Origin of the sequence: Bilophila wadsworthia ATCC 49260 (assembly GCF_000701705.1) — a bacterium.
Taxonomy (GTDB): domain Bacteria; phylum Desulfobacterota; class Desulfovibrionia; order Desulfovibrionales; family Desulfovibrionaceae; genus Bilophila; species Bilophila wadsworthia.
In genome coordinates, this window is the sequence record NZ_JNJP01000126.1 from 1 (window position 1) to 7,386 (window position 7,386).

6 protein-coding genes are annotated in these 7,386 nt (G+C 59.7%); 1 reads left to right on the forward strand and 5 read right to left on the reverse strand.

Annotated features, from left to right (window positions below):
* Nucleotides 1-113 precede the first annotated feature (113 nt).
* The 5 genes from T370_RS0120425 to hflK form a co-directional block, all read right to left on the reverse strand.
* On the reverse strand, nucleotides 114-1,277 hold the full coding sequence (locus tag T370_RS0120425; RefSeq protein WP_029436834.1) for a metallophosphoesterase family protein: 1,164 nt from the start codon (nucleotides 1,275-1,277) through the stop codon (nucleotides 114-116).
* 144 nt (nucleotides 1,278-1,421) lie between these two features.
* The gene (locus tag T370_RS0120430) at nucleotides 1,422-2,429 is read right to left on the reverse strand and encodes a lytic murein transglycosylase (protein ID WP_029436835.1); all 1,008 of its coding nucleotides are present in this window, start codon (nucleotides 2,427-2,429) and stop codon (nucleotides 1,422-1,424) included.
* Nucleotides 2,430-2,693: 264 nt separating this feature from the next.
* Nucleotides 2,694-3,389, reverse strand: coding sequence for a LexA family transcriptional regulator (locus T370_RS0120435; protein WP_005028172.1), 696 nt, complete (start codon nucleotides 3,387-3,389; stop codon nucleotides 2,694-2,696).
* 23 nt (nucleotides 3,390-3,412) lie between these two features.
* A complete protein-coding gene (hflC, locus tag T370_RS0120440; RefSeq protein WP_029436836.1) occupies nucleotides 3,413-4,261 on the reverse strand; it encodes a protease modulator HflC in 849 nt (282 codons plus the stop codon).
* Nucleotides 4,261-5,484 carry an FtsH protease activity modulator HflK gene (hflK, locus tag T370_RS0120445; protein ID WP_029436837.1) on the reverse strand — a complete coding sequence of 408 codons (1,224 nt, stop codon included), beginning with the start codon at nucleotides 5,482-5,484 and terminating at the stop codon, nucleotides 4,261-4,263. Before hflK ends, hflC begins: the two co-directional genes overlap by 1 nt.
* A gap of 479 nt (nucleotides 5,485-5,963) precedes the next feature.
* Between hflK and T370_RS0120450 the strand changes: the two genes are divergently transcribed.
* Nucleotides 5,964-7,319 (forward strand): phosphomannomutase/phosphoglucomutase, encoded by a 1,356-nt coding sequence (locus T370_RS0120450; RefSeq protein WP_029436838.1) that lies wholly within the window; start codon nucleotides 5,964-5,966, stop codon nucleotides 7,317-7,319.
* Nucleotides 7,320-7,386: the final 67 nt, after the last annotated feature.

Sequence of the window (7,386 nt, forward strand, 5' to 3'; positions counted from 1 at the left end):
ACGCGACCGTATGCAGCGGAAGCGGTAGAAGTATGAAGGCATTGGGGAGGGGGAGGAGAAACTTTCTTCAGAAAGTTTCTCCTCCCCCTCCCCAATGTTCCTCCACCTTTTACTTAAAACCCGATGGTCTTGCTTTCCCCCCACATAATCGCCGGATGCTTGGGATCGGCGTTCCAGAGGGCTTCGCGCACGGTCATCTTCCGGACGTCGGTATCAATGCTCACCACCTGAAAGGAAAGGAGCTTCTCGTCCTTGCTGGACGCATTGCCCTTCATGGGAGAATCCACGCGGAACACGGGCATGGCGATGTCGTTGTCCGGGCCGCCCCACGTGTAGAACTCGTTGTAATTCTCGTTGCCGTGGAAATACGCAACGATGGAGGGATGCTTCTTGAGGAACGCCGCAAGCTCCCGGTGTTCCTTGACCGGGATTTCCTTGGCCTTTTGAACGCTGGACACGTCGGAAACCAGATTCTCGAACTTGTCCTTGGCGTTGATGTCCCCGGAACCGTTGGGATTGATGAGGTGCTTGGCTTCAATATCCGGCTGATCGTGGGTGAACAGCAGCACCGGCTTTCCGGAAGGGACGTTGGCCAATTGCGCGTCGAGCCATGCCCGAGCCGCGCTGTCGGGCCACATCTGCACGAAAAGCAGACGCACGCCGCCGTATTCCCGGTTCAGGAACACCTTGTCCCGCTTGGCGTCAAAGGCTTCGGGCGCCAGCGAAGTGTTGTTCGCGCGATTGTACATGGCGAGCAGAGAGCCGTTGTCCTCCGCAGGGGTCATCGCCTTGTAGAACCCCACAGCGTTGGTCACGTCGTGGTTGCCGGGAATGGCCAGCACTTCAGCCGCCTTCCCCGCACGGTCCTTGAGCGAAACGCCGTTGATATACTGCTTCTCGAACAGGTCCCAGCACTCCGTGGCCGAGGGGATCAGGCGCTCGTCGGTCCCTTCCATGCGGTTGGCGATGTCGCCGGTGGAGATCACCGCATCGGCCCACTGCACGGGCTGTCCGGCCCGGACGCCGCCGTCCTCGGGAAGCGAGATCCCGGGAAGCGTATTGATGGCCTGCACCATCGCCGCGTTGACTTCGCGGGAGGACACCTTGTCCAGCCCACGGAATGCCTTACGGGTGATCCCGTAATGCTGGTCAGAGGTATAGACAAACTGAACCAGCTCGGCCCGTGCCGGGGCCAGCAGGCTCATCAGCAGAAGCAGTGCGGCCACGGCACCCATGAGGCCCTTGTTCAACAGCCTGCCGGAAAGTCGATACGTCATTTTCATTCTCCGAATAAAAGTTTGGCCCGTCTAGAGACAGGCCCAACTGATACGCCGCTTCCGTGACGCCTTGGCGAACGGACGGATACAATTCCGTGAAGGACGAAACGAAAACCCTCCCCCGTTTGGACGGAGGAGGGAAACTTACTCCGCCACGTATCCCTGCGCCTCCGCAAGGCCGAGAATCGTATTGGCGTAGATATCTATACGGTTATAGGTCTTGATGACCTTCTGCTTCTGGGCGCGGGTCGCGGCCTTGTTCCAGCCGTGCTGCGCGAGGTAGTTGGCGAGGCTCGCCACGGCGTCGGGCACGGTAAACAGGTTCACCACGCCGTCCCCGTTGCCGTCGGCTCCGTAGTGGCTGATATTCGTGGGCATGAACTGACACAGCCCGATAGCCCCGTAAATGGAGCCCGGCATGGCCAGCGCGTCCTCGCCGGACGAGCGGATATTCTTGAGCAGAGCGACCAGTTCCTTGTAGGCCCAGTCCGAACGCTGCTCCATGCGCTGCTGAATCCAGCTTTGGCGATCGGCCGCTGTGGAGCCGGGAAGCTGGGCCACATACGTGGAAATGGCCTCGGGCCGCCGGGATGAGGCCATGCTCGCCAGCGTGTAGAACGCCTTCTCCTTGCCCAAGAACGTGCCGAGGCGGGTTTCCACGAACAGGAGCGACACGGAAATCTGGCGCGGCACGCCGAACGTCCGTTCGGCATAATCGAAGGCCGGCTTGTTGGCCTCAAGGAAGGCCCGGCATTTCTCCACGTTCCCGGCGGTGATCACGCCGGGATAGACCAGCGGCTTGGGCCGGGCGGGCGTTGTGGGCTTTGAGGACGGCGGCGTGGGTTTCGGCTTGGGAGCGAAGGCCTTGGTATACAGCTCCTTGATCTTGCGGCCCATGGGGTCCTGCGACGGCATGCCCATTGAGGCGAAGAGCACCGGCAAATCCGGGCCGTCCAGACCGTCGGCACGCAAGCGCTGGTACAGGGGCAGCCATGCCGAGGGGATCGCGCCGTTTGTGTACGAACCCTGATAGGACGGATATTGAGGCGGCTGCACTTGCACGCCGGATTGCGCGTACACGATCCGGTTCTGCGCGCACCCCGCTCCAGCCAACGCCAGCAAAAGCAAAACGGCGCTCAAAGTACGCCGCATCACGGAACTCTCCAAAACACTCTCCTGTTTTTGCATTGAATAGGGAAACGACCCTCTTCAAAAAAGACGGTTCACCACGTCTTTCTAAACGTTATCCGCCCCTCCAATTCTCCCAGTCCATAAAATCCCTGCTCCCGGCCTCTCCACAGGCCCAAAAGACCAACAGGGAAAGCCGCGAACAGGGATTCGATAAACGTGAAGTTTTGCGGGTGGGGGTCCGGGGGAGGACGCTCCTTTCAAAAAGCGCCCTCCCCCGGTTATGCTTTACACATTCTGCAACACCCAGGACACCCTGCCGAGGATACGCCCCGGGCAGTCCTGAGGGAGCAACGCCACGCCGGGATGGGCGGGCTGTTCCGTCCTCAGGATGAAACGGTCATGATCGCCGTCGAGGAACAGGCGCTTAAGCGCCACGCCCTCATGCGGCATGTATACGGCGTACACTTCGCCGGAAATGGGGTGCGTACGCGAAGTATCCACCCCGACATAAGCCCCGCGGCGGACCAGCGGGGAAAACGAATCCGATTCGATATGAAACACGAGCGTCTGCGCATTGACATAGGACTGCGGCAGGGCAATCTTGCCCGAAGTCTGCAAATCCGGGGCGGGATGCCCCTCTTCATACGCGCATTGCGTCGAATAGACCTTAGTCAGCGTGCTGATGGCGTTGGGGTCCGCATAGTGGGCCGGTTCCTCGTGGAACCCTTCCGGCGGGCCTTCGACCGGCGTGTATACCTGATCGATCTTCAGGAACATCGGGCCGGTGCCGCTCTTGATCCAATCGGGGTTGAGCCCGAACTTTTCGAACAGTTTCATGTACCAGTCGGAAGGGATCGAATTCCGACGCTTCGCATCCGAAATGCTTGACTGCCGTATTTCAAGCACGGCGGCCAGTTCCGTTTGGGTTCTGGCATTCGTCGCACAACGGATGCGGTCATAAACTTCCTGAAAAAACGTCATTGAAAAACTCCATACCCCCGGGGTTATCTGATGGGGGCGAGGAAAGGGTCATCGTTCGTAATCACAATGCGGGAATTTTGCTCGAAGCCCTTCTTGAGCGCTTCAAGCCCGCGCTGAAACTTATAGAAGTCCGGGGCGCGGGAAAAAGCTTCCGCAAAAACCCGTGCCGCCGTCGCATCGCCCTCACCACGGATGACGGATGAACGGCGGTTGGCCTCTGCCAGTATAACTGCCCGTTCCCTGTCTGCTTCGGAACGGAGTTTTGTCGCTTCTTCGACACCTTCGGAGCGGTACTGCTTGGCCTGGCGCTCGCGTTCGGCCCGCATCCTTCCGAAAATGGCCCGCTGGTTTTCGGCGGGCAGGTCGGTGCGCTTGATGCGCACGTCAACAACTTCAATACCATACTCTTTCATGATGTCCGAAGCGCGGCGGGTCACGTCGGCCATGATACCGCTGCGTTTGCTCGAGACGACCTCGGTCAGGCTGTGCCGACCAACCTGGGCGCGCAACTGGGAGTACACCACGTCGTCAAGACGGGCCTGGGCTCCCGGGATCGTGCGCACCGATCTGTAGAACTGCAAGGGATCGATGATCCGCCAGCGAGCGTAGTTATCGAGAACTATAGTCTTTTTATCGCTGGTCAAGGCCTCTGCGGCCCTTGCCTCATAATCTAATACGCGCGCGTCGAAACGCACGACGGTTTGGATAAGCGGAATCTTGAAATGCAGGCCCGGCCCGAACACCTTGTCCACGGGATCGCCGAGCTGGATCACCAGCGCCTTTTCCGTCTGATTGACGATAAAGATGCTCTGGGAACCGATCATAACCAGAATGATGATCAGGCCGATCAGAAAGGGAAAACGCTTTTCCATCAGTTATTCCCCCTCGGTCTGCTCAGGGTTGCTTCCGGAAGCTGGGTCCCGGAAGGTTGTTCTTGGGGCGCAATCTTCCCGGCGGACGGGGCGGATTGCATGAGCGGCAACAGCGGCAGCACGCGATCGGCGGCGTCCTTCGGGAGAACGAGCTTTTCCATGCCGGGACGGCTGAGAATTTCTTCCATAGTTTCAAGATACATGCGCTGCTTCGTGACGTCCTTGGCCTGCTCGTACTCCTTGAGGAGCGCGAGGAAGCGGTTGGCTTCGCCCTCGGCGTTGCGGATACGGGTTTCCTTGTAGGCCTGCGCCTGGTTCTCCACCTCGGCGGCGAGGCCGCGCGCCTTGGGGATGAGCTCGTTGCGGTAGGCTTCGGCTTCGTTGATGATACGGCTCTTGTCCTCGCGGGCGCTGGCGACGTCCTTGAAGGCGTCGCTGACTTCCTTGGGCGGGTGGACGTCCTGAAGCTGGACAGCTATGACGCGCACGCCGACCTTGTAACGGTCGAGGATTTCCTGCAGAAGCTGCGTGGCTTCCGTCTGGATCTGGAGCTTGCCGTCCGTCAGCGCGGAGTCGATGAGGCTGTTGCCGATGACTTCGCGCATGGCGGCTTCCGCGGCGTTTTTGACCACGGCGGCCTGATCCGTCACATTGAACAGATATTCCACCGGATTCTTGATCTGGTACTGGACGCTGAACTGTACGTTGACGATGTTTTCGTCGCCCGTGAGCATACCGGACTCTTCGGGCAGGGAACGGTTCGCCCCCTGCTGGAAAGTGCGGCCCTGCCCTACGGAGCGGAAGCCCACTTCCACACGCTGGACTTGCGTGACTTTGGGCTTGTAGACGGTTTCTATGGGAAAGGGCAGCGCGTAATGCGGGCCGGCTCCGACCGTGCGGTCGTATTTGCCGAAGCGCAGGACAACGCCCTCTTCATCGGGATTGACGATATAGATGCCGGAAAGCAGCCATACGGCGACGAGCGCGACAAGGATCCACTTGACCTTGCCGCCGGCGGGCGCGGAGAGATGGGGCAGGCGCTTGAAGGCGTCGGAGAACTTCTCGTAGTCCGGCCCCTTGCCGCCGCCGTTGCCGCTCCCACTGCCGAAAGGCGGCTCTTCGTCGTTCTTATTGTTATTATTGTTGTTATTACTGTTGTTATTGCTGTTACCCCAGTTCTGCCTCTGCCGTTTCTCTTGGAGCTTGTCCCAGTCCCAGTTCATCAAGATTCCTTATATGGCCAGAAAAACTCCTCCGTGCCGGAACATGCGGGGCGCACCGGCACAGGCCGGGCATCGCACGTCCCCTTCGGAGGGGGGCAAATCCATCCGGGCGCAGGCGGGATCCGTCCGTTCCGGGATTGCCTGCCAAATGGATTCAGAGTTTACAAAATATAGGTCATCCTGCACAGACGGTCAAGTTCATTTAGTTTTTTTCTTCCAAGAACGCGACTTTCGCCGTTCTAACGACCAGAAGGCACGCATTATCCTGTTGCCGTCCGCCAAGCCTTTTTCCTTCTCATTTGCGGGCGGAGGGGGTGTCTGCTATAAAAAGGGTTGCGGCCACTCCAATCTCAAACGCATCAAGGCCGCATCATATGAAAACCGGCCGATACGGTTCTTTATGTACTCAACGCCTCTCTTTTTCTAACATGCCGTACACACTTTGCACGCCTTACAACGGGCACATCCGGAGGAAAAAAATGAACGCAGGCAACGTATTTCGCGCTTATGATATTCGCGGCGTCGTGGACAAGGATTTCAACGCCGAATGGGTAACCCATCTCGGGAAAGCCTGCGGCACCTATCTGGCCGGCAGGGGCATCAGCAGCGCGGTCATCGGCTATGACTGCCGCCACTCCTCGCCCGCGTATCACGACGCGCTTGTGGAGGGTATCCTGTCCACCGGGACCGATGTGATCAGCATCGGCATGGTCCCCACTCCCGCGCTCTATTTTGCGGTCAAGCACCTCAACCGGCAGGGCGGCGTCATGATCACCGCCAGCCACAACCCGCCGGAATACAACGGGTTCAAGGTATGGGCCGGACAGTCCACCATTCACGGCGAAGAAATCCAAAAGATCAAGGCCATTTTTGAGGAAGGCGCCTTCGCCGAGGGCACGGGGACGGCTTCGCGCATCGACATCATCCCCACGTACAAGCAAGATATCCTCAGCCGCTTCAAGCTGGCCCGCCCGGTCAAAGTGGTGCTCGACGGCGGCAACGGCGCGGGCGGTGAAATCTGCGCGGACATCCTCATCAAACTCGGCGCAACGGTCATCCCCATGTTCTGCGAGCCGGACGGCGATTTCCCCAACCACCACCCCGATCCCGTCGTAGAGGCCAACATGCAGGCGCTCATGGCCCGCGTGAAGGAAGAAAAGGCCGATCTCGGCATCGGGCTGGATGGAGACGCCGACCGCCTCGGCATCGTCGATCCCGACGGGCGCCTGCTTTTCGGCGACGAAGTCCTGTCCCTCTACGCCCGTGAGCTGCTGACCCGCAAGCCCGGCTCCACGGTCATCGCGGACGTGAAGTGCTCCAGCCGCCTTTTCAACGACATCAAGGCGCACGGCGGCACCCCCATGATGTGGACCACCGGGCACTCCATCATCAAGGCCAAGATGCAGGAAGTCGGCGCTCCGCTCGCCGGTGAAATGTCCGGCCACATGTTCTTTGCCGACAACTGGTACGGCTTTGACGACGCCATCTATGGCTCGGCCCGGTTTGTCGCCCTCTTCTCGGCGCAGGACAAGCCCATGACCGAACTCCCCGGCTGGCCCGCGTCCTTCGCCACCCGCGAAATCAACATCCCCTGCCCGGACAACGCCAAGTTCGCCGTGGTCGAAAAGGTGAAAGCCCATTTTCGCGCCCTCTACGACACCATCGAGCTGGACGGCGCGCGCGTGAATTTCCCCCACGGCTGGGGGCTTGTCCGCGCGTCCAACACCCAGCCCGTCCTCGTCACCCGCTTCGAAGCGGACAGTGCCGAGGCCCTCGCCGCCATCCGCGAAGAGATGGAAACCCCGCTGAAAAAGTGGATTGAGAAAGCCGAGTAAGAAAGGAAATTGGGGAAGGGAGGGGGAACTTTCTAAAGAAAGTTCCCCCTCCCTTCCCCAAACCCCA

Bases quoted from the DNA above. Each gene is read 5' to 3' on its own strand.
- hflK (WP_029436837.1), bottom strand. From the start codon at position 5,484: ATGAACTGGGACTGGGACAAGCTCCAAGAGAAACGGCAGAGGCAGAAC.
- hflC (WP_029436836.1), bottom strand. From the start codon at position 4,261: ATGGAAAAGCGTTTTCCCTTTCTGATCGGCCTGATCATCATTCTGGTT.
- T370_RS0120430 (WP_029436835.1), bottom strand. From the start codon at position 2,429: ATGCGGCGTACTTTGAGCGCCGTTTTGCTTTTGCTGGCGTTGGCTGGA.
- T370_RS0120435 (WP_005028172.1), bottom strand. From the start codon at position 3,389: ATGACGTTTTTTCAGGAAGTTTATGACCGCATCCGTTGTGCGACGAAT.
- T370_RS0120425 (WP_029436834.1), bottom strand. From the start codon at position 1,277: ATGACGTATCGACTTTCCGGCAGGCTGTTGAACAAGGGCCTCATGGGT.
- T370_RS0120450 (WP_029436838.1), top strand. From the start codon at position 5,964: ATGAACGCAGGCAACGTATTTCGCGCTTATGATATTCGCGGCGTCGTG.